Below are 23551 nucleotides of genomic sequence, written 5' to 3'. Positions count from 1 at the left end.
CGTTTTTCCGACAGCCCCGAGCGCGATGGCTGTAAGATATCTTTAGATAACGTCGAGCGCTCGGCAGTCTTCCGTCAGCCAGCCAATTTCGACTTGGCTCCCCGGAACGAGGCGCACTTGGTCGGGTGCATTCCGGGACTTGATGACGAAATCATCATTGCCCGCAACCCGAAGGCGTGTGCGGAATATATCACCCATATAGATGAATTCCAACACTTCGGCCTTGAGCATATGGGCGTCTTCGTGAAGGCGCTGTTTGTCAAACTCAACACGCTCGGGGCGAATAGAGACCCGCGTGCGTTCGCCTACTTTTTTCACATTAATTGGAACAGCGTCGATTTCGTCGCCGTTATCCAGACGCACACGACATTGGGTTTTGCCCATTTGCGTGATCACGCCTTCGAGTGTGTTGTTCTCGCCAATGAACTGGGCCACAAAGCTGTTTGCTGGCCGCTCATAAAGCTCGTCCGGCGGCGCAAGTTGTTGAATGCGTCCGTTTTCAAACACGGCAACCCGATCCGACATGGTGAGGGCTTCGGTTTGGTCATGGGTCACATAAACCACCGTAATACCAAGGTTGTGCGCGAGTTTGGTAATTTCAAACTGTAACGTTTCGCGCAGTTGTTTATCCAAGGCGCCCAGAGGCTCATCCATCAGAACCAACTCGGGTTCAAATACAAGCGCGCGTGCGAGGGCGACACGTTGTTGTTGGCCGCCAGAAAGCTGTGCGGGACGGCGATTGCCGAATTCCCCCATCTGCACCATATCGAGTGCGCGCATCACCTTAGCTTCGCGTTCGGATTTACCAAATTTGCGTACTTCTAGCGGGAACGACAGGTTTTCGGCGACCGTCATATGCGGAAAGAGCGCGTAGTTTTGAAAGACCATGCCAATACCGCGCTTGTGTGGCGGAATATCGTTGATCGGCTTGCCACCAAGGCGGATATCGCCGTGGGTAGCCGTTTCAAACCCTGCAAGCATCATCAGGCAAGTGGTTTTGCCAGACCCTGAAGGCCCAAGCATCGTCAGAAACTCGCCCTTAGGCATCGACAGGTTTAAATCTTTTACGACAAGGTTTTCACCGTCGTAACTCTTCTGAACGCGGTCAAATTCGACAAAAGCCGAATCGTTGTTGGGACTGGCCATGCTTAACTTTCTGTTGTTTTCAAACGAGCGGGCATGTCAGCCACCCTAACAGGGATTTAAACGATTAGTAAAATAGTTTTCACTTTATTATCAACAGGTTCACTTGAGGATCAAGTGTTTGGGGCCATAGGGAAAGGCTGTAATGTTATGATTCCCTTGATTGTTTTCGTCCGAAATCACCAGAATATCATGCTCGCGATACCCTCCAGCACCAGGCAAATGGTCGGGAATCGTGATCATCGGTTCCATTGAAATGACCATGCCTGATTCGAGCACCGTGTCGCAGTCTTCTCGCAATTCGAGGCCAGCTTCACGACCGTAATAATGGCTCAAGACACCAAAGGAATGACCGTACCCAAAGCTGCGATATTGGAGCAGGTCTTCGGAGGCGTAGATCTCGTTCAACTCCTTTGCGATATCCGAACACCGCGCACCGGGCACCAAAAGTTCCTTGCCGCGATCGTGTACGCGGCAATTCACTTCCCACATCCGCAAATGCGCATCAGAGACATGTTCGGCAAAAAGCGTCCGTTCCAAAGCGACGTAATAGCCCGCAACCATCGGAAAACAATTGAGTGACAGGATATCACCCGCTTCAATCATGCGACTGGTGACTGGATTGTGGGCGCCGTCAGTATTGAGGCCCGATTGAAACCAAGTCCAAGTGTCGAGCAATTCGCCCTGCGGCCATGTTTTGGCGATTTCGCGCACCATCGTCGCGGTGGAATGCAAGGCGACCTCGCGCTCGGAAACACCCACACGCGCCGCTTCGGCACAGGCCGCACCGCCCAAATCCGCGATCCGTGTCATTTGGGTGATATGCGCAATTTCCTCCGCCGATTTGATCATCCGCAGACGCATGGCGGGTTTGGAAATATCAACAAATTCCATCTCTGGGAAAAAGGCCTCCAACTGCCTTAGCAGCTCAATGTTGACGTGATCAAATTCGATGCCCACCCGATTTGCCGTTCCTGCGAGTTTGTCGACGGCATGAAAATAATTGTCCTTGTTCCAATCGGTGTAGGTAACGTTATTGCCAAAGGTCCGCCGCCACGGCTGCCCCCCATCAATCCCCGCGCTGATCGAGGTTGCGGTCGTGTGATCAACCACCAGCCCATAGCGCCGGCCAAAGGAGCAAAACAGAAAATCGGCGTAATAATTAATGTTGTGGTAGGATGTGAACAGCGCGGCATCTATGTTCTCAGACGCCATATAGGTGCGAATTGCCGTGAGACGCCGTTGCATTTCGGGCGCGGAAAAGGTCGGCGCAGCTTTCGGGCCATTACCTGTGTAATCTTGAAAGACTTCGCGATCCATTTTTGCATCCTTTGTGTGTAAAAGTCCGTCGGTGGCGACGATCCGTTGCCACCCTTCCTCTGCCCGAGACCCACACTTGTCAAAGGAGAAGTTTTCACCGTACATGAATTATATTCATGTTAAAGCGAGCTTATAAATGACGCATCTTCCTTTGAACGCACTCAAGACCTTCGAAGCGGTTGCCCGCCTTGGCAGCTTTCAGAAGGCCGCAGACGAGCTGTGCGTCACTCAATCCGCCGTCAGTCATCAGGTGCGTAATCTCGAAGACTGGCTTGGGGTTGCTCTTTTTGAACGCACGGGCCGTCGGCCAATCCTGACGCCGCAGTCTGAGGATCTTGCGCGCGCTGTGACACTCTCTTTTGGTGATATTGCCGCCGCGTGCAAACGGCTTCGCGCACCAGAAGGCACAAAACCGCTCGTGATTGCGGCCATTCCGTCCATCGCCACAAGTTGGCTCATTCCGCGGCTGTCTGCTTTTCGCACCGCACATCCCGAAATTGATATTCAGGTTGTTTACGCGCTGCACGGGCAGGGCATTGATTTCGATGAGGTCGATCTTGCGTTTACCTTCGGTCCGACTCCGACACTTGCGAGCAACCTCAAATCCATTCCCTTTTTGTCTGGTGAGAGCGCGCCCGTTTGCAGCAAATGGGTGTTTCAATCGCTTGGCCGTGCCCATCCGACTCTAGACGATATTTTGGGCATTGGACTGTTGCATGACACGGATACAAACGGTTGGTCGCAATGGTTCAAGGCCGCTGGAGGCCAAACGCCACACGCCCTAAAGGGCCCTATCTTCGAAGATATCAATATGCTCCGAACCGCAGCCTTTTCCGGACAGGGCGCCGCGCTTTGCCCGCTTGCGTTGATCCACGAAGATCTCGCCGCCGGTCGCCTGTCAAAAGTCTCAGATGTCACGATTTTGGATGATTTTTTCTATTATCTGATCATGAAAAAGATCCCAGACCTCAACAAAGTGCCAGCCCTAAATGCGTTTGTGAATTGGACGCTCGATGCGCGCTCCACGGAGCAAATATCGCAAAAGACATAGACGTTTGAGATTTTCCCCAATTTTTTTGGGACACTCGAAAAATCGACAACCACTGCATTTTACCCCCTTGTAATCGATTGCATTGCCGCCATAGTGCCTTCAACAAGTCAGTGGGAGGAAATTGCGATGATGTTAAATGGGGTTTGGGCGCTTGAGGATGCTCAGGGCGATTATCGTGTTGAAATGATTCTTCCAGGCGATGGAATATCAGCCCTTTTCGCCGCTGGAGAAATTCCCGACCCTTATTTTGGTCGCAATGAGCACGATCTGAGGTGGATTGCAGACCGAGATTGGCGCGCCACCCGTAGCTTTACCCTTACGGCGACCGATTGCGATTTGGTCCTGACGGGGCCGGACACCATCGTCAATATTTTGATCAATGGCACAAAGGTTTTGAGCGCGCAAAACGTATTTCGAACCTATCGCGTTGACCTGTCTGAAGTTGCGCATGTGGGCGAAAACACCATTGAGCTGTACTTCCATTCAAACACCATAGAGGCAGCAAAGCGCTACGCTGAGCATCCCTATCCCGTGCCGTATTTGCACATAAATTGCCCCATTCCGCATGGCAATATGATCCGCAAAGCCCAGTGCGATTTTGGTTGGGACTGGAATATTGCCCTCGCGCCATTCGGGGTGATCGGCGACATCGAACTCTGCCCCCAGAGCCAGACGCGGATCACCGGTGTGATTGTGGATCAGGCTCACGACGGGCAGAATGTGACCGTCACGGTGCGCACGCCATTTGAGAGCTGCGAAACACGCGATATTCCATTTGAAATCGCGCTCTGCGGCCAGAGCATCACAGGCGTAGTTGCGGCGCAAAACGGCGTTCTTGAGGCCGCGATTACCCTCGTATCGCCCGCGCTTTGGTGGCCCGTTGGTATGGGAGAGCAGGCGTTGCACGATCTGGATGTGACCCTCGGGGACAGTACGCAAACCCGACGCATTGGCCTACGGGATATGGCGTTTATGGCGCAAAAAGACGCGGTCGACGTCGGCTTTAAATTCCGCGTGAATGGCGTGGACACCTATGCAAAAGGTGCCAATTGGATCCCTGCCGACGCACTCTCTGGGCGGATCACACAGGCGGGCGTGCGCGACCTTTTGCAATCCGCCGTCGACGCCAACATGAACATGATCCGCGTATGGGGCGGCGGGCGTTATGAGCCGGATTGGTTCTATGATTTCTGCGACGAAATGGGACTGATGGTATGGCAGGACTTCATGTTTGCCTGCAACCTTTACCCCGCCGATGCAGCCTTCTTGGCCGAGGTGGATTGCGAAGTGCGCGAAACGGTCACACGGCTTAATCACCACGCGTCACTGGCCCTTTGGTGTGGCGATAACGAGCTCGTCGGGGCGCTTACATGGTACGAGGAATCAAAGGAAAATCGCGACCTTTATCTGGTGGCCTACGACCGCCTGAATACGCAAATCGAACGCGCATTGCGCGCGGTTGTGCCGGAGGCAAATTGGTGGGCCTCCAGCCCCTCCGCAGGGCCGATGAATTTTGGCGACGCGTGGCACGACGATACGGCGGGCGACATGCATTTTTGGTCGGTTTGGCACGAAGGCAAGGATTTTGAGCATTACCGCGATATCAACCCACGGTTCTGTTCCGAATTTGGCTTCCAATCCTATGCCTCAATGGACGTGATCCGCAGTTTTACCACTGAAAACGACCGCAATATCGCCGCGCCAACCCTCGAAAGCCATCAGAAAAATGAAGGCGGGAATGCGCGGATTGCAGAAACCATGTTCCGATATTTCCGTTTCCCGACGGGGTTTGAGGATTTTGTCTATCTGTCGCAAATCCAGCATGGCTTGGCCCTCAAAACTGCCGTTTCCTATTGGCGCAGCCTCAAACCACATTGTATGGGCGCGCTCATTTGGCAGCTCAATGACACATGGCCTGTCGCCAGCTGGGCCTCTCTTAACTATGGCGGCAGCTGGAAACTGCCGCACTATATGATCGGGGAATTCTTTCAACCCGTGTTTGTGACGATCGTGCCTGAGAGCGAGATTCTTGTGCTTAAAGCTGTGAATGACCTCCGTGAACCCGTTGATATTGCTGTCAAAATAGCCGCGACAAAACCAGATGGATCGTCTCGTATTCTGGTGGAGGTCGACGCTGAAGTCAGCCCAGACGTGGCAAAATCTCTGGCTGAAATCGCGGCCAGTGAATTGGCTGTAGATGAGATTTTGACATATAACTGGACGGGGTCAGACGGCACAAAGGCCAATGACCACTTTATGTTGCGTCCGTATAAGTCCTACGATCTTGTGACGGCGGATTTGAAGCTTGAGGTTGTCCCAAATGAGGAGGGGTACGAGATTTTGGTAACATCCTCGTCGCTAGCGCTTTATGTCGCGCTTGAAGCCAGTATTGCCGGACGGTTTAGCCAAAATGTCATGACGATAACGCCCAAAACCCCTGCCAAAATTCAGTTTATCCCTAAAACTTCGGGAGAAGTGCCCATTTTCACCGTCAAGGATTTGCACAGCGCGACATATGGCTAGAACGCGCGGGTAAAACGGGCTAGCCGAACGAATATTTTGCTAATGCGCTTGCATCCCGAGGGCCATCCACGTCAAATGCAACGCAACCTAAAAGGAGGGGCGGCGTGCTGAGTTTGACACGGTGGTTCAGCAAAATAATTGGCATTCAACTGGCGCTTTTGATGTTTGCCCCCAGTGCCCTTGCCGATAAAATCACCGTTGCAGTTGCCTCCAATTTCGCCAGCGCATTCGAGGTGATAGCCCAAGATTTTGAGGCCAAATCAGGGCATAAAGTCGAGACAGCCACAGGCTCAACAGGGAAAATATTCGCGCAAATTCAACAGGGTGCGCCATTTGACCTGTTTCTTGCGGCGGATCAGGATCGACCAAGGGCGCTGGTAGCGGGTAACCCAGCTTATGAGCGCGCGTCCTACGCTCAGGGTCAATTAACCATCGTTTCACGGGTCAATGCACCGCCGCTTGCCGAAGCGCGGATTGGCATCGCAGATCCCGCGACCGCTCCCTATGGCGCAGCAGCCCTTCGGACACTCAAGACCCTCGGATTTGAGCCCGCTGCGTTGAATATTGTGAATGGGCAAAACGTAGCGAATGTGGCGAGTTATTTGCACTCGGGCAACATCGACATCGGCTTTCTTGCTGCGTCGCAACACTTCCCAAATGCCCGTTTTACGACTGAAATTGTAAGGGATATTAGACTGACGCAGGACATGGTCCTTCTGTCGCAAACCCCCGCTGCGATTGCGCTTTTTGCTTATATGCAATCTGACTCCGTTCGAACTGCACTGCCGGATTTGGGGTATTTAGCCCCAAACGGCGAGGAAACCTATATTGAACCCGTTGAGCATTCGTCCGTTACCCTGTGGCCTTCCATTCGCCTGTCTCTCCTTCTTGCCAGCGCGACCACACTGATTTTACTGGCAATTGGTATTCCGATCGCATGGTGGCTCACGATCACGCAGTCGCGGATGCGGCCCGTGGTCGAGACAATTACCGCCTTGCCACTCGTCGTTCCTCCCACGGTTTTGGGCTTTTATTTGTTGGTTATGTTCGCGCCGACGACCCCCATTGGGCGGCTTTGGATCACACTGACGGGCGACACGTTAACCTTCTCTTTTGCGGGCTTGTTGGTGGCGTCTGTCTTATATTCGCTGCCCTTCGCGGTTCAACCGCTTCACACGGGATTTCAAGCGATAGGACGCGGCACGATAGAGGCGGCGCAAACCATGGGGGCCTCGCGTATGTCCCTGTTTCTGCGGGTGATATTGCCCCTATCACGGCGCGGTGTGCTAACGGCCACGGTTCTGAGCTTTGCGCATACAATCGGGGAATTCGGGGTGGTTTTGATGGTTGGAGGCAATCTTCCGGGCAAAACACGGGTCATTTCCATCGAGATTTTCAACCGCGTTGAAGTCCTCGATTATCGTGCGGCCCATGTGCTTGCAGGGGGATTACTCGTGTTTTCTTTTCTCGCGCTTTTCCTGATTTACAGCCTCAACGGTCGTGCGGCCCGCTCCGGAATTGCGGGGGAAAATCATGATTGATCTAAAAATATCGATAGACCGAAACGCTTACCACTTGAATGCCGATATTTCCCTTCCAAACCAAGGAATTACAGGCCTTGTGGGGCCGAGTGGCAGTGGAAAAACCAGCCTTCTGCGGGTGATTGCGGGACTTGAGACACCATCTAGTGGGCGAGTGCAATGTGGCTCTGAAACTTGGTTTGATGGCATGCGCAAACCCGTACCAGCGTCACAGCGCCGAGTGGGCATGGTGTTTCAGGACATGCGTCTATTTGCGCATCTTACAATCCGAGAGAACCTTGATCTCGCGGCTAAATGGGGAGGCACATCCCCCCTCGCGGCTGATTTGATCGCTGCATTGGAACTGTCTGACATCCTTGATCGCCTACCAAATAAGCTTTCAGGCGGCGAAGCACGTCGCGCCGCCCTCGCACGCGCCTTGGCCCAAGCGCCTCGCATTTTACTGCTCGATGAACCCCTAACTGGCCTTGATCCAGCTCAAAAATCCCGCATTTTACTAGTGCTTGCGCGGGCTATTGATTTGGCAAATATCCCTGCGGTATTTGTGTCCCACGATGCCGATGACGTCGGCCATCTGTGTGCGCAATACATCGAAATTTCACCGTCTGGAACGTCCCAAAATACTCAGGACAGCTCGCGGACCTTCACCACAAATGCGCCAAAAGCCGCTGGTCCACAAATTTCGGCCACATGGCAAAGAGACTCTTCTCAGGGTGGGAAAATCATGGTGGGCGGCGAGACGATTACCTTGCCCAAGACCGTGTCCCTCCCACAGTTCACGCGGGACACGCCGATCACATTACAGGGGAGTACGGGCCAATCGTTCCTCGCGGGGGAGGACGTTATCGCCCCCAAAGGCTTCGTCAAAATTCCAGCGATTGTGGGGCGCGATGGGAGCATAACATGCGGGGGAAACCGTGTAGATCTTCCGCATTTAAATGCGCAAGTACCCGTGGAAAATCAATCGACTAGGTCAATCCTATACTTTCGCCTCATTGCTGTATTCAACCGGGCATAATTCCTATGCGATTCGGCTCTCGAACTGGGGTCGGAGCGCCTATATTCGGTACTATCTTACCCAAATGCTTGTATTGGTAGCGTTCCGTGAACAAAGCCGAGGAAATACGGCCAAGATTGTGGCAGCCCTAGAAGTAGCAATCTTTCAAATTTTAGGGGCTTTCTTTCACGCCGTGGTAAAACGACTATGGTGATAATTGACACCCTTCACACATGAACAAACCAACGCAATCCGTTGAAATATATATTTAATTTTTATGACCTTAGCAGAGATACTTTGCGAATCCACAAGATTTTTCTGAGACAATGAGCGGGCTGACTTTCCTATTCAGTCTATTTCCTAATCAAATCGAAATTATCGTTAACAAATTGTTGCCACATTTCGGACATTTTTCCCTTTGTTTGAAGCAATCAATTGGCTAGAAAGAACATGCCCAACTGGGGGGCGATATCTACTAGTCTACGGGGGTGGACGCACATAAACTACGCGGTGCGTAGGGGTGTTTTAGTGCTGTCGGGGTGTGTCTTACATCTACGAAAATCGTTGAAGAGCGTTTGCGCGCTGTGGCTGCCATGATTTGGCAGGACGATTTATGCATGCTCCCCCTCATTGTGAACGTTTATTTGGGTTCCGCCGTAGGACGTGATGTCGCTTCTCTGAGGGATGTCTTTTTTCGACGTTTGGATTTTTGATGAACCATTTTAACGCATATGGCGTGGTTAAGGTAAAACCCCGCGGTACTCTCGCGCGTTTGGTTTTTTCGTATAGATATCAATCTGTTGTCGAATGGGCAGGGTGCCAGCCCGGGATCATCGTGGGGACGAAGATCTATCCGGTGTCTGGAGCGAACCCAAAGGAAACTGCCGAACACTCTGGAGCCAGGCTGCTGCGGCCCCTTACAGAGCGTTCATAGGAGAAGATCATGCCGAGTAAACTGCTTACATTCGACCAACAAGATTCAACTATTTTAACGCCACAAACGCAATCTGAAGCCTCCGGCTCGGTCGAAACCTTTGACCGTTTTGGGAATTCCATTGGGACGGTTGAATTTACAAACATGGACGAAGTTGTTCCGTGTTTCACGCCTGGGACGGTCATCGCAACGCCTCGTGGGGAGCGTTTGGTTGAGGACCTTGTTGTGGGAGACAAGGTGATTACGCGCGACAATGGCATTCAAGAAATCCGTTGGTTCGGGAAGAAATATCTCGATGAACGTGCCCTGACAAACAACGTGCATTTGCGACCTGTTTTGATCCGCGCGGGCGCGATGGGCAACGGCCTTCCAGAGCGTGATATGCTGGTTTCGCCCAATCACCGGATGCTGGTCGCCAATGACCAAACGGCGCTATATTTCGAGGAGCGCGAAGTGCTTGCCTCGGCAAAACACATTGTAAACAACAAGGGGATTACGGCGGTCGCAACTGCTGGAATGACCTATATCCACTTCATGTTCGACAACCACGAAGTTGTCTTGGGCAATGGCGCATGGACAGAAAGTTTCCAACCAGGGGATAAATCCTTGGAAGGCATCGGCAATGCGCAACGCACGGAAATTCTTGAGATTTTCCCTGAATTGAAAACATCAGAAGGCCTTGACGCGTACCCGTCGGCCCGTAAAACACTTGTGAAACATGAGGCGCAACTGCTCGTGCGCTGAGTGCCCGCCTCGGTCCTGCCAGACTGAGGCGACCCAAAGTTTATGCAGCCTTAACCCGCTCTGAGAAATCAGCGCGGGTTTTGCTTTAGGCGCGGGCACGCCATTTCGCCCAATCCGCAGGGGTATCGAGGTCCAAAATTGCGCGATCATCTGTAAGCGGGATGAGCGCGACTTTATCGGCGTGTTTTTTCAGAATGTCGCGTGGTCCCATATCGCCTTGAAGCTTCGGCAAGTCTTTGAAGGTCCATTGTGGCAAAACCACAGGATGGCCTGCCGTGCCGTCTGGCGTTGCCGCACGCAAAATCGGCGTGTCGGGAAACATTGCGTAAGCCGACAACAAGAGCGCCATGTCTTGGCCGGTGATCTCCGGCATGTCGGGCAGGGCGACCAGCAGGGCTTTGATCGATTTCGCGAGTTTCGGCGCAATCGCGCGAAAGCTTGCGGACATTCCCATTTCAGGATCGGCAACCAAAACAGTGGTCGCGGCAAGATCGGCAAGCACCTCAAGGCGGGGCGATCCAACAGGAAGCGTCACAAAAACCTGCGCGCCCGTTGCAATCGCTCGTTTAACCACGCGGCGCAAAAGGGGCTCGCCGCCAACGTCCTCAAGGAGCTTATCGCGCCCCTTCATACGGGTAGACGAACCGGCGGCGGGAATGAGAATGGCGAAATTATTCATGCGGGAACCTTGTCGTAGCGCTTCAAAAACAACAAGCCCGAAACACGGGGCTTCGGGCTTGTTTCTTGTTCTTTTTGCTGTGGTCTAGGTTTCGGGAACCAAACCACGCGGACTAAACCTGAGGACCAACAGGAGGACAATCCCCATCGTCATCAAGCGCATATGCGCCGCACTGGCGATAAGATGTGATTTCAGGTCGCCATCGGACATGCCCGTCGTGATCGTCTCCATGATGAAGTTGCCCGCAGGTTCCACTTGAACCCACAGAAACCAAATCAAGAAACCGCCCAAAACAGCGCCATAATTGTTGCCCGAACCGCCCACAATTACCATCACCCAAATCAGGAAAGTGAAGCGCAAGGGTTGGTAGGAACTGGGCGTCAATTGCGAGTCCAACGTCACCATCATGGCGCCTGCGATACCGCAAATGGCCGAGCCAAGCACGAAGATTTGCAGATGCCGTTTGGTAACATTCTTGCCCATTGCTTCGGCGGCGACCTCATTGTCACGGATAGACCGCATCATGCGACCCCATGGCGAATGAAGCGCCAATTGCGCCAAAACAAGTAGTAAAACAAGGACGGCTGTGAACAGGATACTATAGCTGAGCTTCACATAAAGCGTCGATGCCGTGACCGGATCGAGGCCCAATTTGGCAGCACCTTCGATGAAACCCGCGTTGACCTGCAGGTCCACTTCATAGGCCACGGGCCGTGGAATACCGATGACGTTTTTCACGCCCCGCGCCAGCCAGTCTTCGTTTTTCATTATCGCGATGACAATTTCCGCAATCCCCAAAGTGGCAATCGCAAGATAGTCGGAGCGCAACCCAAGTGCGGTTTTCCCGATCAGCCAAGCAACACCGGCCGCCAGAACACCACCCGCAGGCCAAGCCAGTAACACAGGCAAGTTTAACCCACCGATATTGCCCGTCACCGCAGGGTTGATCGCCTCAATTGAGGAGACTGCAGGATCGAAAACAGCCCGAAACACAAAGAACCCGATGACGAGGATCGAAGAGACACCCAAGATGCGGTATTTCCCCTTGGGAAGGTTTTTGTTGGCGTAAATGGTGGCGATAATCGTCATCGCACCGAGGATAAGGGCGGCGATAATACCAATGCCGCCCGCTTGCCATGCGTCTTTGGTCGCAGGGGTTGCGATCAGCACCGTGGCCAATCCGCCGAGGGCCACAAACCCCATAATCCCGACGTTAAACAGGCCGGCAAACCCCCATTGCAGGTTCACCCCAAGCGCCATAATCGCCGAAATGATCCCCATATTGAGAATGCCAAGCGCGGAGTTCCAGCTTTGGAAAAATCCTGTCCCGGTGATTAAAATCGCAACAACAAGGGTGAGGGCGGGGGCACGCATGGAATGTTTCATACCGATTTCCCTTTAAACAAACCCGTTGGACGAAACAGGAGGACAATGATGAGGATCACGAAGCTGACGGCAAATTTGTAATCGGTTGAGAGAAGTTGCACCAATCCATCCGGCGCAAGACTGTCCGGAAGAAGATGCCCGAGCACCTTTTTAAAGGCATAGGTCACTGTCACTTCCGAAAATGCGATGACAAAACCGCCCGCGATGGCCCCAATCGGATTACCAAGTCCGCCGACAATCGCACTGGCGAAAATTGGCAAGAGGAGTTGGAAATAAGTGAAAGGTTTGAAGGACTTATCAAGACCATAGAGCACACCCGCGATCGTTGCGAGGGCGGCCACGATGATCCATGTCACCATCACCACCCGTTCTGGATTGATCCCAGACAAAAGCGCGAGGTCTTCGTTGTCACTAAAGGCGCGCATGGATTTTCCGGTGCGCGTTTTGTTAAGGAAATAGAACAACAAAGCCACAACAATGATGGCGGTGACCAAGGTTATCCCTTGGGACACTCTGATCGCCAAACCCTCTTCAAGGCCCGTCATCTCTTTGAAATCACTTGCGGAAATGATGAAACGAGCGCCATCGGCGAAGCGTTGATCATCGGTGCCAATGATAAAGCGCACGACACCATTCATCACAAACATCACCCCAAGCGACACAATCACAAGGATCACCGGCGCGGCCTTTTGTTTGCGATAGAACCTATAGACCACGCGATCCGTTCCCAACAGGAACAGGGCCGAGACCGCGATACCAAAGGGCAGGGCGAGAAGCGCCGTTGGCAGGGGGCCAAAACTAATCCCCATCGATTGAAACCACCACGTAAACAGGATGGTCGCCATGGTCCCGAAGGCCATCGTGTCGCCATGGGCGAAGTTTGAGAAGCGCAGAATACCGTAAATGAGGGTCACCCCAAGAGCGCCAAGCGCAAGTTGACTGCCATAGGCAACGGCTGGCACCAAGACATAATTTGCCAGCGCGACGAGTGCGTTTAGAATATCCATATTCAGCCCCCCAAGAATGATTTGCGGACTTCAGGATCAGCAAGCAGCGCCTGTCCCGTGTCGGTGAAGCGATTGCGGCCTTGCACGAGGACATATCCTTTGTCCGCGATTTCAAGAGCTTGGCGCGCATTCTGTTCCACCATCAGGATGGAAATGCCCGTTCTGGCAACCTCAATGATGCGATCAAACAGCTCGTCCATCACAATCGGTGACACACCCGCAGTTGGCTCATCGAGCATCAAAAGCTTGGGTTTCGTCATCAATGCGCGTCCAACAGCCACCTGTTGGCGTTGCCCACCCGAAAGTTCACCGGCCGATTGATTGCGCTTATCGCGCAGAATGGGGAACAGCTCATAGACCTGTTCCATCGTCTCACGGAAGTCATCGTGGCGAATAAACGCGCCCATTTCTAGGTTTTCCTCAACGGTCATTGAGGTAAAAACGTTCTGGGTTTGCGGAACAAACCCCATGCCAATGCTGACCCGCGCCTGCGGTGACATACTTGTAATGTCCTGCCCGTCAAGGGTAACAGAGCCCGTGTGAATATTGAGCATCCCGAAAACGGCCTTCATCGCGGTGGATTTTCCAGCGCCATTTGGCCCCACAATCACAACGATTTCGCCCTTATTCACGGTCAACGTACAGTCATGCAGAATATCGGCACCCGTGCCGTACCCGCCCGTCATTCCAGCGGCATTTAAGTATGGTTCACTCATTTTTTGGCCCCCACAGTCTTATTTTTAAGGCCCGTCCCGAGGTAGGCTTCGATCACATGCTCGTTGGCTTTTATCTCGTCCAACGTGCCTTGCGCCAAAACCTTGCCCTCGGCCATACAGATCACCGGCTCACAAAGACGCGCGATGAAATCCATGTCGTGCTCAATAACCACAAAGGTATAGCCGCGCTCTTTGTTGAGGCGGATGATCGCATCGCCAATGGTATTGAGGAGCGTGCGGTTGACACCCGCGCCCACTTCGTCGAGAAACACGATTTTCGCGTCCACCATCATCGTGCGACCAAGCTCAAGGAGCTTTTTTTGGCCGCCAGAGAGGTTGCCCGCTTTTTCGTTTTTCAAATGATCAATGGTAAGGAATTCAAGGACTTCGTCGGCCTTCTTAAGGGTGGCCGCTTCCTCTTGTGCGATCTGGCCGCGATGAAACCACGTGTTCCAAAGGCTTTCGCCCGATTGAGCGCCCGGAACCATCATTAGGTTTTCTCGGACGGTCATCGACGAGAATTCATGCGCGATTTGGAAGGTTCGCAGCAGGCCTTTTTCGAATAATTCGTGCGGCGGTAGCCCGGTTATGTCTTCGCCCCCCATCGTCACTTGGCCAGACGTTGGTGGAAGAACACCCGCTATAACATTGAAAAGTGTTGTTTTTCCGGCGCCGTTCGGTCCAATGAGCCCCGTGATCGACCCTTCGTTTATCGACAGACTTGCACCGTCCACAGCATGAAAGCCCCCGAACTGCTTGCGCAGATCTTTCACCTCAATCATATATATCCCCATCTGTGTCGCACCTTAAGAATGGGCGGCATCATGTTGAAACAGCTCGGAAATCAATCCGAGCTGTTCATAGTTTCTAGACGTGATTAACGGTATTTTGCAGTTGTGATTGCGCCGTCTTTGATCTCGATTTCACGGTAGTTACCAGCGCTTTCGCCTGGTCCGATGAGTTCAACAGCGGAGGCACCTACATAATCAATCTCGCCGCCAGCAGCGAGAATTTCCAACGCTTTGCCCAATTCACCAGGGTAGATTTTTTCGCCTGGAGCATTGGCAACCGTCAAGATGTGGTCTTTGAAATCAGCAGATTCCGTGGAGCCTGCGGATTGCATCGCCAACAAGATCAAAGCTGCCGCGTCATAGCTTTCGCCAGCGAAAGCGCCCGTGCCGTCAAAGCCGTTTGCCGCGCCAAGTTCCTGCATAACTGCTGCACCTGGGCTGTCTGTGCCTGGGTGTTGACCGAAAGAGCCGTTGATTTTGGAGCCAAAGTTTTTGATCAACGTGTCCGAAACCATGCCGTCAGGGAAGACGAATGTGTCGAACGCGCCCGTGTCCATGGCCGCTTGGATGATACCGGAACCGCCTTGGTCAACATAACCCGCGATCACAAGCGCCGCGCCGCCAGCGGATGCCAAAGCACCAACCTCAGCAGAATAGTCAGCTTTGCCATCTTCGTGGGCTGTGTTGATTGTTACTGTGCCGCCAGCTTCTTCAAAGGCAGCTGCGAACGCATCCGCAAGACCTTTACCATAGTCATTGTTGGTATAGGTCACCGCTACTTCGTTGATGCCGCGATCCATAATAACGTTTGTCATTACAACGCCTTGGCGCGCGTCAGAAGGCGACGTGCGGAAGAAAAGACCGTTGTCTTCTGCTGTGGACAAGCCAGGGGATGTGGCGGAAGGGGAAACCATAACGATCCCGTTTGGAACCGCAACGTTGGCAAGAGCCGCGCCGGTTACACCAGAACAGTCACCACCGATGAGAGCTTTTACGCCTTCACTTGTGATCAAACGTTCTGCAGCAGCCGTGGCCGCGCCAGCGTCGATACAAGTCGTGTCGCCGCGCACGCCAATAACGGTTGTGCCATCAAGCAAGAGACCGGAGTCTGAAACTTCTTTGATTGCAAGTTCGGCCGCGGGGCCCATCTCTGCAACCATGGATTCGATTGGACCTGTGAAACCAAGGAACACGCCGAGTTTAATTTCTTCAGCAGATGCACCAGCACCTACGAGTACAGCAGCGGTTGTCGCCATCAGTAGTTTTTTCATATTATTCTCCCTTATTGGACTGGATCGTTCGCCCAGTTAATAGAGTGAGGTTATTCACCCATTTCTAAATAGGGAAGAGAAATATCCTGTTTTTTTGCCAAAATTCAGGAAATAGTCATAATAATAGGGGTTTCTCAAGACGGAATCTCAGAATCAACGGTCCACAACATGCCCGTAATAATTTCAGATCGCGAAAAAAAACTAGGTCGCAGGCAACTCGGCCTTCACGCCGCGTTCTCGGTAGGGCGTCGTGGCGTATTGTGCGCGATAGCATTTTGAGAAATGACTGGGCGAGGAAAACCCACTTGCAAGGGCCACATTGATCACGCTCATATCTGTTTGCATCAACAGGTTACGCGCTTTTTGCAGGCGAATTTCCATGTAAAATCGCTTGGGAGACCGATTTAGATAGCGTTGAAATAAACGTTCCAGTTGGCGCGTGCTCATACCGACATCTTTGGCCAAAACGGCAGGACTTATGGGGTCTTCGAGGTTGAGTTCCATCGTCTGGATGACGTTGGACAGTTTCAGATGCCGCACCCCAATCCGACTAGGAATAGACAGGCGCGGCGAATCTTTTTCGGTACGGATTGAGGTATAGATAAGCTGGTCCGCGACCGCATTCGCCAAATGTTCACCGTGCCCATCGGCAATAAATTTTAGCATGAGATCAATCGAACTGGTGCCGCCCGCCGTGGTGATCATTTTACCGTCAACAACAAAAACCGAATTCAAAACTGCGATATCTGGGAAATCTTCAACCAGCCCATCGTGGTGTTCCCAGTGGATCGTCGCCCGTTTCCCGTCCAATAACCCCGCTTTTGCCATCGTATAGGCAGCCGTGCACAAACCCGTCACGGAAGAGCCACGCCGACTTTCCTTGCGGATCCAATTAACCAGTTTTGGCGAGCTTGCCGCGCGAATATTCAATCCACCACACAACATAACCGAGTCATCGCGGCAAAGGTCCTCAAGTCCGGCATCAACCTTGAAAACAACACCCGCAGAGCTGATGACAGGCTGCCCGTCCACACTAACAACGCGCCATTCGTAGAGATTTTTGTCTGCCATACGATTTGCAATCCTAAGGGCTTCAACCGCACTGGCAAAGCACATCATTGTAAATTCGTTCATCAAAACGAACACGAAACGGCGTGGTTTCGCGTCCTTTGTTTCGATTATTTCTCCTTGGCGACTCATTGTCATCTAACACCGCACATAAAAAGCATCCTCGACCGAAACAGCTTTAATTGAGCGACGCAAGCATAGAGGCACCCCTTGAGCATAAAAAATGTCCTATTTTGCGGTTTTCGGGGGCTTTGGCCTGTTGGCATTTCCAATTCAGGCCGCCATAACTGTTGCACCTTACTTTTTTGGAGCAAAGACGATGACAAATTGGCAAAAATCTGACTGGCGTGCAAAACCACGGATTCAGATGCCCGAGTATACGGATCAGGCCGCGCTGGAGGCTGCGGAGGCCCAGCTGGCGAAATATCCACCACTCGTCTTTGCTGGCGAAGTGCGCACCTTGAAACATCAATTGGCAGCCGCGAGCCGTGGAGAGGCGTTTTTGCTGCAAGGCGGCGATTGTGCCGAAAGCTTTGAGCAATTCTCGGCGGACGGTATTCGCGACACATTCAAAGTGATGTTGCAAATGGCGATGGTGTTGACCTACGGCGCGAAAGTGCCGGTTGTGAAGGTGGGCCGGATGGCTGGCCAATTCGCCAAGCCTCGTTCCGCCCTAACCGAAACGATTAACGGCGTCGAATTGCCAAGCTACCGTGGCGATATCATCAACGATTTGCCGTTCACCGCAGAAGCGCGAACTCCGAACCCGAACAAGATGTTGCAGGCCTATACTCAGGCCGCCGCGACCTTGAATCTGGTGCGGGCCTTTAGCCAAGGCGGCTATGCGGACATGCATCAGGTCCACGCATGGACTTTGGGCTTTACCGAGGCGGATAACGCTGCACGCTATCGTGATTTGGCGGCCCGTATCACCGACGCGTTGGACTTCATGCGCGCCGCTGGCATTACCACAGAAACCGCGCATACGCTACATTCGGTGGATTTTTATACCTCCCACGAGGGGCTGCTTCTTGAATATGAAGAAGCGCTTTGCCGGATCGATTCCACCACAGGCTTGCCGATTGCGGGCTCTGGTCACATGATCTGGATCGGCGATCGCACCCGTCAACCTGACGGGGCGCATGTTGAATTCTGTCGCGGGGTTCAAAACCCGATTGGCTTGAAATGTGGCCCGACCACAACTGCCGAAGACCTCAAAGTCTTGATGGAAAAACTGAACCCGAAAAACGAAGCGGGCCGTTTGACCCTCATCGCGCGTTTCGGGGCAGGCAGCGTTGGCGATCACTTGCCGCGTTTGATCAAAACGGTTGAGGAAGAGGGCGCCAATGTGCTTTGGACCTGTGATCCGATGCATGGCAACACGATCAAATCGACCACGGGCTATAAAACCCGTCCGTTTGAAAGCGTTCTGCGCGAAGTGCAGGAATTCTTTGCCATTCACCAGGCTTCTGGCACAGTTCCAGGTGGCGTGCATTTCGAAATGACGGGCCAAGACGTGACCGAATGTACCGGTGGTGTGCGCGCGGTAACGGACGAGGACCTTTCGGATCGTTACCACACCGCTTGTGATCCACGTCTAAACGCGAGCCAGTCTTTGGAACTTGCGTTTCTTGTGTCCGAAAAACTTGCGGAACGCAGCAGCAAACTGGCGGCCGCGAAAGCGATCTAAGCGCTTAAAAGTAAAAAGAAAAGCCTCGCACTCGTTTTGAATGCGGGGCTTTTTTACGTGTTAAATCCCCAAATAGTCTCGCAAAATTGCAAGGCATTTTAGGGCAGCCATTGTAGACATACTCAGTCGTCAAAGGAAATAAGACGCAGATTTGGACGCCCGACATCCTCTTTTGGCCCGGCAGTGAAGGTGGACTTCGCCTCTTCAAAACCGGGAATAACGTCGCTTGTGAAACTGGGTTGAGTGACCTCCATTTCGGCGGTTTTTTCCCGCGCGGAAGGAGGTGTCACAAGGGCGGTCGCAATTTGGGTGACCTTGCGGTCCGTAACCCCAAAGCGTCGTGGCGACCGACCGATTTCACCCTCGGTCACAAAACAGCCAAGCGCGCGGGTAATATCTCCCAAGTCACTTTTTAACGGCAGCAGAACAACTTTTCCGTACAGGTCTGGTTTGCCAATCCCCGTATCCGCAGTCACCATAATCTCAACGATTTCAGGGCTTTGAAAGACAGCTTCCAGCGCAGCACCAACCTCTTTGCGCGCGTCTGGTGTGAAAAAAGATGTGAACGGCATGCCGCGCACTTCCATCCCCATAAGATCAGAAAGATGCGCACCCGCAAGGCGAAAACGCGCCATGCCCGGCGCGATCCGTTCAAGAATAAACGCATTCGAGAGGGCACTTTCAATGCCGCGTGGATTGACTTCGCTGCGCATTGGCACGGGTCGTCCCCCGCGTAGACCTTCCCAATAGGCTACAACTTCGTTTATGGCTGGAAAAGACACGGTCCGTTGAAACTCCTTAAGCCTAATAACGTTATTTTCTGATCTCATTTTCATACCACTACACCTTTTACAAAACGTCCCATCATCCAAACAAATTGCTTTGTGACAAACTGGGGTTATTGTTCCATGCGGTGGCCTCTGTTAACCTTATGTCCGCAATGATTACTCAAAAGTTAATATAGCCCCTTTGACCCGATTTGGGAGAGAATTCAGTAAATATGGTTAACTCAATGACGAGCTTTTCTGCCCAAACGGGGGGTGTAGGCCTATACGAATGGACATGGGACATGCGAGGCGTCAATGCCCGAGGGCTTGATGTTCGCCCAAGAGTTCCGGACTGGATTAATGGCCTAGAACAAGAAGTTAAGGCCAAAACTTCATCAAGGTTTTCACGCGGATCCATTCAGATATCCCTGAAACTAAATCGAATTGCTTCGCCATCCGAATTAACCATAAACCAAGAGGTGCTCGAACGCGTGATCTTGGCTGTTCAGGCGGTTGAAGCGGTGGCCGCGGCACAAAAATTAACCCTTTCGGGGGTTTCGGCGCTGGATCTGTTAACCCAGAAAGGCGTGCAAGAGGTCACGCAAGAGGCCGATAATCCCGAAGAATTAAAGGCAGTGATTCTGACTGACTTTGATACTGTGCTCGAAAGTTTCGCGCAAATGCGGGCCGTTGAAGGGGAGGCATTGCTTAAAGTGCTTTCTGAACAGATGGATCGCATCGAAGCCCTGACGATTGCCGCCGCCACCGAAGCCGAAAAACGCAAAGATGTGGTTGCCACGACTTTGACCGAGAATTTGCGCCATATCCTCAACAATGTAGATGGCGCGGAGCCCGATCGCGTGGCACAAGAACTCGCGATGTTGGCTGTTAAGGCCGATGTGACCGAAGAAATTGACCGCCTTCACGCCCATGTCGGGGCGGCGCGCGATCTTTTGGCCTCCGATCAACCTATTGGCCGCAAGCTCGATTTCCTGTCACAGGAATTTAACCGCGAGGCAAATACGCTGTGCGCCAAGGCCCAAGCGGTGTCCCTCACGCGGATCGGGCTTGACCTGAAGGCTGTCATCGATCAGATGCGCGAGCAAGTACAGAACGTGGAGTAAACATGACCGAAGACCTCGCTAAAGACCGCCGTGGAATCCTGATTATACTGTCGTCCCCTTCGGGTGCCGGAAAATCAACGCTTTCGAAACGATTGATGGCATGGGATTCGTCGATTAAGTTCTCCGTTTCTGCAACAACACGCGCACCACGCGCGGGCGAAGAACATGGCCGCGAGTATTACTTTCACTCGAAGGATGATTTCCAAGCCTCTGTTGCAAATAACGAAATGCTTGAACATGCGCAGGTCTTTGACAATTTCTACGGCTCCCCCAAGGCTCCCGTGATTGCCGCTTTGCAATCTGGTCGCGATGTTTTGTTTGATATTGATTGGCAGGGTGGTCAGCAGGTCCGAAATTCGGTTCGCGCCGAGGATGTGGTGTCGATTTTCGTGCTGCCCCCGTCCATTGCCGAGCTTGAAAGGCGCTTAATTGCGCGCGAGCAGGACAGTGCTGAGGTGATTGATGTCCGCATGAAACGCAGTAAGGACGAGATAAGCCATTGGGCCGAATACGATTACGTTTTGGTTAATCGCGATGTCGATCAGGCCGAAAACGACGTGCGCGCCATTGTCACCGCCGAACGTTTGCGACGGAGTCGCCAGATTGGGCTGGTGGATCTAGTACGCAATCTAAACACTGAATTTGAGGAACGCCCGTGACACTTTATGCCCTCGCAGACCGCGCACCACAAATTGATCCCGACAGCTGGATTGCACCCGATGCAAATATTATCGGCGGAGTCATAATCCGCGCGGGGGCATCGGTCTGGTTTGGCACGACACTGCGCGGTGACAACGAGGACATAACCCTCGGCGAGGGCAGCAATATCCAAGAAAACTGTGTTTTACATACAGATATGGGCTTTCCTTTGGTCATCGGGGCGGGATGTACAATCGGGCACAAGGCCATGTTGCATGGCTGTACCATCGGCGAAAACACGTTAGTCGGCATGGGCGCCATCGTTTTGAACGGGGCTAAAATCGGCCGCAATTGTTTGATTGGGGCAGGGGCCTTGATCACCGAAGGCAAAGTGATTCCGGACGGTAGCCTTGTGATGGGCGCGCCGGGGAAAATCATCCGTGACCTTGATGAGAAAGCGATTGCGGGGCTGCGTGCCAGCGCCCTTAGCTATCAAAACAACATGCGCCGATTTCGGGCGACTTTGACTGAAATTTAGGATTTTCCATGTCTGATTCCAATACACCGACTGAAAACCTCGTGCGCCGCACCCCTTGGCCCGAGACAATTTCGCGCGCGGTTGTCACGCCGCTCCAGCCCTCAGTGGTCTATGCGTCGCCGTCGCCGGACCGTTTGGACGACCAATACGAAGGCCGCGCCAAGGGCTATACTTATGCCCGCGAAGGCCACCCGAACGCCGATGTTTTGGCGCAGAAAATCGACCAGATGGAAGGCGTGCGCGGCGGCATTATCACGAGTTCGGGAATGTCTGCGGTTTCGGCAGTGCTGCTGGGCCTATTGCAAAGTGGCGATCATGTTGTCGCCGCGGATCAGCTTTATGGGCGTTCCATGCGGATGTTGACGCAAGATATGCCACGTTTTGGGGTCACCGCGACGTTGGCCGATCCCACAAATGTTGCCGCGATGCGCAAGGCCGTGACGCCCGCGACGAAAATGATCCTTGTTGAGGTTGTCTCGAATCCAACGTTGCGGATTGCCGATATGGAAGGGATTGCCGCCCTCGCGCAAGAGATTGGCGCGCTTTTGGTGGTCGACAATACCTTTACAACGCCGCGCGCGTATCGCCCGTTTGAACATGGCGCGGATGTGGTTGTGCATTCGGTGACTAAGCTTTTGGCGGGGCACTCGGATGTCACTCTTGGTTATGCCGTCGCCCACGATCCCGCCTTGCAGAAGAAGATTTACGACACGTCCGTTACTTTCGGGTTTACGGCGAGCCCCTTTGATTGTTGGTTGGCGGAGCGGGGCCTTTATTCGTTCAACCTGCGTTTTGACCGCGCCCAAGAAAACGCCCGTGCGCTTGCGGATCACCTTGCGACCCTGCCAAATGTGAAACGAGTTCTTTATCCTACACGACAGGACCATCCCGACCATAATCGCGCCACGGCAATCCTTGGGGAATATGGCTCAAACATGGTGAGTTTCGAGATCGAGGGCGGGCGAGCTGCGGCGAATGCCATGACTCTAGCGGCCCCAAACATCGCATTTGCGCCCACTCTTGGCGATATCGGCACAACCCTCTCGCACCCCGCCAGCTCGTCCCATCGGGCGCTGAAGCCAGAGGCGCGTGCGGCCCTCGGTATGAGTGAAGGGTTCTTTCGCGTGTCGGTTGGTGTTGAGGATATTCGCGTTCTTATTGACGAATTCACAACGGCCATTCATGCGGCGGCACAGGTCAATTGAGGCGGCGCGGATCACTGTCGTCGACGACAAAAAGGTCAAAATCTACACTCGGGCACAGGGACTGAATTTCGCGCATCACCAAATCGGGATTTGGAAGCTTCGGACATAGCGCACGAAAACGGCCTTTGTATTTATATTGCTCAAGTATGACAGCCAAATCAAGGGCATCAAACCCCTGTCCCAGAAGCGGGGTCAGGATAATATCGGGCTCAAAGGACTCAAGTAACCGCTGCGACATTTCGTCGAAACTTACGTAATGCAGACTCGGATCATCCGGCAAACTGCGCCCAGCAGAAAGCCAAGCAGCAGCGTCCCCGACAATCAATGTTACGGGTTCTTTTTCATTGTTGGAGATGTCAGACCTATCTCGTGTCACATTCTTAACTTACTGAGGTTGGCACCGTAATTCATGGAGAT

Annotated in this window: 21 protein-coding genes; 10 read left to right on the top strand and 11 right to left on the bottom strand. The window is 53.0% G+C overall.

Features of this window, described 5'->3' with window-relative positions:
- Positions 1–42: 42 nt before the first annotated feature.
- Together AB9F27_RS09080 and AB9F27_RS09075 are read right to left on the bottom strand one after the other, a co-directional pair.
- Entirely contained in the window at positions 43–1146 is a 1104-nt protein-coding gene (locus AB9F27_RS09080; protein ID WP_335585580.1) for an ABC transporter ATP-binding protein, read from the bottom strand.
- Positions 1147–1245: 99 nt separating this feature from the next.
- Positions 1246–2463, bottom strand: coding sequence for an aminopeptidase P family protein (locus AB9F27_RS09075; protein WP_335585579.1), 1218 nt, complete (start codon positions 2461–2463; stop codon positions 1246–1248).
- A gap of 136 nt (positions 2464–2599) precedes the next feature.
- On the opposite strand from AB9F27_RS09075, the gene AB9F27_RS09070 reads away from it, so the two are divergent.
- The 5 genes from AB9F27_RS09070 to AB9F27_RS09050 all read left to right on the top strand — a co-directional run bounded on the left by AB9F27_RS09070 (position 2600) and on the right by AB9F27_RS09050 (position 10253).
- Entirely contained in the window at positions 2600–3514 is a 915-nt protein-coding gene (locus tag AB9F27_RS09070) for a LysR family transcriptional regulator (protein WP_369757658.1), read from the top strand.
- Between the two features lie 126 nt (positions 3515–3640).
- Positions 3641–6037 carry a glycosyl hydrolase 2 galactose-binding domain-containing protein gene (locus tag AB9F27_RS09065; RefSeq protein WP_335585577.1) on the top strand — a complete coding sequence of 799 codons (2397 nt, stop codon included), beginning with the start codon at positions 3641–3643 and terminating at the stop codon, positions 6035–6037.
- Positions 6038–6141: 104 nt separating this feature from the next.
- Positions 6142–7578, top strand: coding sequence for a molybdate ABC transporter permease subunit (modB, locus tag AB9F27_RS09060; protein ID WP_335585576.1), 1437 nt, complete (start codon positions 6142–6144; stop codon positions 7576–7578).
- A complete protein-coding gene (locus AB9F27_RS09055) occupies positions 7571–8596 on the top strand; it encodes an ATP-binding cassette domain-containing protein (protein ID WP_369757657.1) in 1026 nt (341 codons plus the stop codon). Before modB ends, AB9F27_RS09055 begins: the two co-directional genes overlap by 8 nt.
- Before the next feature lie 922 nt (positions 8597–9518).
- Positions 9519–10253, top strand: a complete 735-nt coding sequence (locus AB9F27_RS09050) for a Hint domain-containing protein (protein ID WP_369755681.1) — start codon at positions 9519–9521, stop codon at positions 10251–10253.
- 85 nt (positions 10254–10338) lie between these two features.
- Here the strand turns inward: AB9F27_RS09050 and AB9F27_RS09045 are convergent, their stop codons facing one another.
- From AB9F27_RS09045 to AB9F27_RS09015, 7 genes are all read right to left on the bottom strand, one after another.
- Positions 10339–10932: a nucleotidyltransferase family protein gene (locus AB9F27_RS09045; RefSeq protein WP_335585574.1), complete on the bottom strand. Its 594-nt coding sequence runs from the start codon at positions 10930–10932 to the stop codon at positions 10339–10341.
- 84 nt (positions 10933–11016) lie between these two features.
- The gene (locus AB9F27_RS09040; protein ID WP_335585573.1) at positions 11017–12318 is read right to left on the bottom strand and encodes a branched-chain amino acid ABC transporter permease; all 1302 of its coding nucleotides are present in this window, start codon (positions 12316–12318) and stop codon (positions 11017–11019) included.
- On the bottom strand, positions 12315–13325 hold the full coding sequence (locus tag AB9F27_RS09035; RefSeq protein WP_335585572.1) for a branched-chain amino acid ABC transporter permease: 1011 nt from the start codon (positions 13323–13325) through the stop codon (positions 12315–12317). The genes AB9F27_RS09040 and AB9F27_RS09035 overlap by 4 nt, the downstream gene beginning before the upstream one ends.
- Positions 13326–13327: 2 nt before the next feature.
- Positions 13328–14041, bottom strand: coding sequence for an ABC transporter ATP-binding protein (locus tag AB9F27_RS09030; protein WP_039003414.1), 714 nt, complete (start codon positions 14039–14041; stop codon positions 13328–13330).
- Entirely contained in the window at positions 14038–14823 is a 786-nt protein-coding gene (locus tag AB9F27_RS09025) for an ABC transporter ATP-binding protein (RefSeq protein WP_335585571.1), read from the bottom strand. The genes AB9F27_RS09030 and AB9F27_RS09025 overlap by 4 nt, the downstream gene beginning before the upstream one ends.
- Before the next feature lie 95 nt (positions 14824–14918).
- Complete coding sequence (locus tag AB9F27_RS09020; RefSeq protein ID WP_335585570.1) at positions 14919–16103, bottom strand: ABC transporter substrate-binding protein; 1185 nt, start codon at positions 16101–16103, stop codon at positions 14919–14921.
- A gap of 201 nt (positions 16104–16304) precedes the next feature.
- The gene (locus AB9F27_RS09015) at positions 16305–17303 is read right to left on the bottom strand and encodes a GlxA family transcriptional regulator (RefSeq protein WP_039003425.1); all 999 of its coding nucleotides are present in this window, start codon (positions 17301–17303) and stop codon (positions 16305–16307) included.
- 187 nt (positions 17304–17490) lie between these two features.
- On the opposite strand from AB9F27_RS09015, the gene AB9F27_RS09010 reads away from it, so the two are divergent.
- Positions 17491–18861, top strand: coding sequence for a class II 3-deoxy-7-phosphoheptulonate synthase (locus AB9F27_RS09010; RefSeq protein WP_335585569.1), 1371 nt, complete (start codon positions 17491–17493; stop codon positions 18859–18861).
- Between the two features lie 122 nt (positions 18862–18983).
- Here the strand turns inward: AB9F27_RS09010 and AB9F27_RS09005 are convergent, their stop codons facing one another.
- Positions 18984–19697 (bottom strand): PAS domain-containing protein, encoded by a 714-nt coding sequence (locus AB9F27_RS09005; protein ID WP_335585568.1) that lies wholly within the window; start codon positions 19695–19697, stop codon positions 18984–18986.
- A gap of 176 nt (positions 19698–19873) precedes the next feature.
- Here AB9F27_RS09005 and AB9F27_RS09000 point away from each other — a divergent pair, with 176 nt between their 5' ends.
- The 4 genes from AB9F27_RS09000 to AB9F27_RS08985 are packed head-to-tail and all read left to right on the top strand — an operon-like array spanning position 19874 to position 23134.
- Positions 19874–20752: a YicC/YloC family endoribonuclease gene (locus AB9F27_RS09000; protein WP_335585567.1), complete on the top strand. Its 879-nt coding sequence runs from the start codon at positions 19874–19876 to the stop codon at positions 20750–20752.
- A gap of 2 nt (positions 20753–20754) precedes the next feature.
- Complete coding sequence (gene gmk / locus AB9F27_RS08995; RefSeq protein ID WP_335585566.1) at positions 20755–21411, top strand: guanylate kinase; 657 nt, start codon at positions 20755–20757, stop codon at positions 21409–21411.
- On the top strand, positions 21408–21929 hold the full coding sequence (locus tag AB9F27_RS08990) for a gamma carbonic anhydrase family protein (protein ID WP_335585565.1): 522 nt from the start codon (positions 21408–21410) through the stop codon (positions 21927–21929). The genes gmk and AB9F27_RS08990 overlap by 4 nt, the downstream gene beginning before the upstream one ends.
- Positions 21930–21937: 8 nt before the next feature.
- Complete coding sequence (locus AB9F27_RS08985; RefSeq protein WP_335585564.1) at positions 21938–23134, top strand: aminotransferase class I/II-fold pyridoxal phosphate-dependent enzyme; 1197 nt, start codon at positions 21938–21940, stop codon at positions 23132–23134.
- Here AB9F27_RS08985 and AB9F27_RS08980 read toward each other — a convergent pair.
- Positions 23127–23510 (bottom strand): hypothetical protein, encoded by a 384-nt coding sequence (locus AB9F27_RS08980; protein ID WP_335585563.1) that lies wholly within the window; start codon positions 23508–23510, stop codon positions 23127–23129. The genes AB9F27_RS08985 and AB9F27_RS08980 overlap by 8 nt on opposite strands.
- Positions 23511–23551: the final 41 nt, after the last annotated feature.

The organism is Falsihalocynthiibacter sp. CO-5D18 (genome assembly GCF_041205445.1).
Classification (GTDB): Bacteria; Pseudomonadota; Alphaproteobacteria; order Rhodobacterales; family Rhodobacteraceae; genus Falsihalocynthiibacter; species Falsihalocynthiibacter arcticus.
This window is presented reverse-complemented; position numbering and strand designations above follow the sequence as displayed.

What these genes read in the sequence shown, in the direction of transcription:
- AB9F27_RS09050 (WP_369755681.1), top strand. Translation starts at nt 9,519, where the DNA reads ATGCCGAGTAAACTGCTTACATTCGACCAACAAGATTCAACTATTTTA.
- AB9F27_RS09055 (WP_369757657.1), top strand. Translation starts at nt 7,571, where the DNA reads ATGATTGATCTAAAAATATCGATAGACCGAAACGCTTACCACTTGAAT.
- AB9F27_RS09065 (WP_335585577.1), top strand. Translation starts at nt 3,641, where the DNA reads ATGATGTTAAATGGGGTTTGGGCGCTTGAGGATGCTCAGGGCGATTAT.
- AB9F27_RS09045 (WP_335585574.1), bottom strand. Translation starts at nt 10,932, where the DNA reads ATGAATAATTTCGCCATTCTCATTCCCGCCGCCGGTTCGTCTACCCGT.
- AB9F27_RS09040 (WP_335585573.1), bottom strand. Translation starts at nt 12,318, where the DNA reads ATGAAACATTCCATGCGTGCCCCCGCCCTCACCCTTGTTGTTGCGATT.
- AB9F27_RS09030 (WP_039003414.1), bottom strand. Translation starts at nt 14,041, where the DNA reads ATGAGTGAACCATACTTAAATGCCGCTGGAATGACGGGCGGGTACGGC.
- AB9F27_RS09020 (WP_335585570.1), bottom strand. Translation starts at nt 16,103, where the DNA reads ATGAAAAAACTACTGATGGCGACAACCGCTGCTGTACTCGTAGGTGCT.
- AB9F27_RS09010 (WP_335585569.1), top strand. Translation starts at nt 17,491, where the DNA reads ATGACAAATTGGCAAAAATCTGACTGGCGTGCAAAACCACGGATTCAG.
- AB9F27_RS09075 (WP_335585579.1), bottom strand. Translation starts at nt 2,463, where the DNA reads ATGGATCGCGAAGTCTTTCAAGATTACACAGGTAATGGCCCGAAAGCT.
- AB9F27_RS09070 (WP_369757658.1), top strand. Translation starts at nt 2,600, where the DNA reads ATGACGCATCTTCCTTTGAACGCACTCAAGACCTTCGAAGCGGTTGCC.
- AB9F27_RS09005 (WP_335585568.1), bottom strand. Translation starts at nt 19,697, where the DNA reads ATGAAAATGAGATCAGAAAATAACGTTATTAGGCTTAAGGAGTTTCAA.
- AB9F27_RS09080 (WP_335585580.1), bottom strand. Translation starts at nt 1,146, where the DNA reads ATGGCCAGTCCCAACAACGATTCGGCTTTTGTCGAATTTGACCGCGTT.
- AB9F27_RS09025 (WP_335585571.1), bottom strand. Translation starts at nt 14,823, where the DNA reads ATGATTGAGGTGAAAGATCTGCGCAAGCAGTTCGGGGGCTTTCATGCT.
- AB9F27_RS09035 (WP_335585572.1), bottom strand. Translation starts at nt 13,325, where the DNA reads ATGGATATTCTAAACGCACTCGTCGCGCTGGCAAATTATGTCTTGGTG.
- gmk (WP_335585566.1), top strand. Translation starts at nt 20,755, where the DNA reads ATGACCGAAGACCTCGCTAAAGACCGCCGTGGAATCCTGATTATACTG.
- AB9F27_RS08985 (WP_335585564.1), top strand. Translation starts at nt 21,938, where the DNA reads ATGTCTGATTCCAATACACCGACTGAAAACCTCGTGCGCCGCACCCCT.
- AB9F27_RS09000 (WP_335585567.1), top strand. Translation starts at nt 19,874, where the DNA reads ATGACGAGCTTTTCTGCCCAAACGGGGGGTGTAGGCCTATACGAATGG.
- AB9F27_RS09015 (WP_039003425.1), bottom strand. Translation starts at nt 17,303, where the DNA reads ATGAGTCGCCAAGGAGAAATAATCGAAACAAAGGACGCGAAACCACGC.